A 2943-nucleotide genomic window follows, 5' to 3' on the forward strand; every position below is an offset into this window, starting at 1 on the left:
TTCTAGTGTGTTTGGACCATCGATTTTTGCATTTCCTGCTACGTGTAGTTTGGCAGTTGGTGTAGCATTCCCAATACCTAAGTTTCCAGCAAAATAACCATTACCAAAACCACTAACTGTAAAAGCACCACCGTTAACACTATTTTTTGCACCTTCACCAGCACGAATTAAATAACTCGCATCTGCGTTTGCAACATTACTCCAAGTATTGGGCTCAATCACTAAAAGTGTTCTTTGATTTGCACTTCCAACTGATTCTACTTGTAAATTAGCTGTTGGGGTATACGTGCCAAGACCAACTTTACCCGTACCATCTAATGTTATGGTTCCTGCGGTATTATTAATTGCTGTTAGACCGACACCTCTGTTGTAGATAACTAAGTTACCATCAGCACCTGGTTCTCTAGCGATACGTGCATTGTTATCTACACCGTCTTGGGCATGAAAATCAATAAATGATGTACGATTACCACCTGGTATATTACCATAACCTAGTTCTATAATTCCTGAGGTTGGGTATAGTGCACCATCTGTAACTACATCACCATTGTCGTTAACTTGAAAACGGTTGGTAGGAGTTCTTGGTGTTACTCCGTCTGATAGGTTTGTAAGCCTCACATTTCCTGATCCGTTTGTCCATTTACTTCCAGCTGCTGTAGATGCGTTTTGTACCCAAACGGTACCGTTATAGTACCAGTCTGAATTGGTATCTGTGTCATAAACATGTATGCCTTTGGCAGTTGTTGCTGGCATTGCAGTACGTTGTGCTGTTGTCGTACGTGGGTATAACAAGCCAGTACTTGGGGTTTCTTGTGCTTGTGCGGCTAGAGCTGCGAGAAGCATAGAGAAAGATAAAATATATTTTTTCATAATTGAATATTTATAACCACATAGAAACATATTGTATAACGATGTTCTTTATTAAAAATTACAGCGTTTGTATAGGCTACTAATTTTATTGTTTCTATGTGGTATGTTTTTTTTTATTAGAATACGACTCTTACAATTCCGTCACCTGTATGGAAAAATGCACCTGCTGTTAAACCTGCGGCTAATGCAGCAGTGTTGTCAACATAAATAGGTAGTCCTACTACTTGAAGTTTAGATGTTGGAGTTGTTGTACCAATACCTACATTTCCGCTACCAAGCATCGTCATTAAATTGGTTGAACCTGTTGTTGGGTATGAACTTCCTGAACTGCCATAGTTGTTGAAAGCAAAACCACCTTGACCACCTTGACCGTAATTAAAAAAGTCTGTTTCACCTGTACCAGGAATGGCATTATTCCAAGCAATACCTAAACCACTACCAGGACCGACACCTCCTACTTGGAATTGATATACAGGAGAAGTTAAACCAACACCAACATTACCTATATGGTAAACATTTTGAGTGCTTGTTGTAGCACCTGTACCTGTTGCTTGATCTAACCAAGGCTCTGAAGCGCTAGCAACAGATGTTGCACTCACTTTTCTTAAAGTACCGTTAAGTTCAGTAACTATATTGTCAGAGTTAGTACCTGCTGGTATGTTGTTAATATTAAGTCCTCCATTATTTAAACTTGCTAATGGAGTTGTTGTACCATCATTATTTAAATCATGAAAAGTAAAACCACCGTTAAGAATCCCTTTTGAATTTAATAAACTAACGTCACCTGTACCTGATGCTCTATTTACTCCTAATACTAATTTGCCAGCGGCACCTAAAGTAGCTAGATAAGCTGGTGTTCCAAAAGTTGTATTTGAATCAAGATTTAATCCTGTTACTAGAAGACCACCAAAACCAGAAACATCTAATTTACCTAATGGAGCATTAGTACCAATACCTACATTACCACCACCACCGTTTAGTGTTAGGTTGTTAGATGCAGATGAGATTCTTAGATATTCTTTCCAGCTTTGTGCACCACCAGCAGCCACTTGATTGGCATATTGGTAAGAAAAAGCTTCGTCAGCACCTGCAGATGTTAATTGTAGAATTGTTCTTCTGTAGGCTCCAGCTGCAACAACTGCTGTTGGAGAATTGGTTCCTGTTGAGTTAATATATTCTGAAAAATTACCAGCACCATCATTGTTAATGATTTTCATATATGAATTTGGTGTTCCAGCTACTCCATTGGCATTAAAATCTTTACGAATTTCTGCACTTAAAGGCAAATATAAACCAGATGTTATTGAAGTTGGGTCAGCACCAATACCTAATTTTCCATATAAAGTTGCACCACCTTGAGCGTGCAACGCTATCTTTCTGTCTGATGCATCTGATGCAGAACCAGCACCTACAATATCTAGTCCTGAAGAATATTTTTGGTATGCAATTTCTCCGTTAGCAGTAGCTTTGGTAATTCCTGCACCAAATTCTAATGCGTTTTGACCGTCAATTTTTGCATTTCCAGCGATATGTAACTTGGCTGTTGGAGTTGTAGTGCCAACACCAACATTACCTAGTTGGTAAATATTTTGGGTATTGGCCGTAGCTCCAGCACCAGTTGCTTGGTTGAACCAAGGTTCTGAAGCACTTGCGATACTTGATGCACTTACTTTTTTCAATAAATTGTTACTGTCTGCAACAACAATATTGTCTAAAGCAGATCCGTTTTGTAAGGCATTTATATATAATCCACTATTATTTAAAGTTGCCATTGATGTTGTTGACCCATCGTTGTTCAAGTTACTCCAATTGAAACCACCTTGAAGTGTGTTAGGGACTGAATTCATGAAATCAATTTCTCCATTGCCACTTGTGCGGTTCCAACCTTGTATTAATTGACCTGTATTTGCATAAGGTAATAAATTTGCGTTTGTAGCGCTGCCTATATTGCCAACAGAAAGTAGTAAACCTCCAAGACCAGCAACATCTAATGCTGCTTTGGGTGCTGCTGTACCAATACCAACACTGCCAAGAAAGTGTGAACCACCTTGAGCGTGGAATGTAATTTTTCTG

The 2943-nt window shown here is 38.8% G+C and carries 2 protein-coding genes; both read right to left on the reverse strand.

Annotated features, from left to right (window positions below; all coding sequences use genetic code 11):
* The coding region (locus ACH2CG_RS16665) for a hypothetical protein (protein WP_395067264.1) at window positions 1-870 on the reverse strand (870 nt) is incomplete at its 3' end.
* 116 nt (window positions 871-986) lie between these two features.
* A partial coding sequence (locus ACH2CG_RS16670) for a hypothetical protein (protein WP_395067265.1) occupies window positions 987-2943 on the reverse strand: 1957 nt, incomplete at its 5' end.

It is taken from the genome of Flavobacterium sp. (assembly GCF_043778725.1).
Taxonomy (GTDB): Bacteria; Bacteroidota; Bacteroidia; order Flavobacteriales; family Flavobacteriaceae; genus Flavobacterium.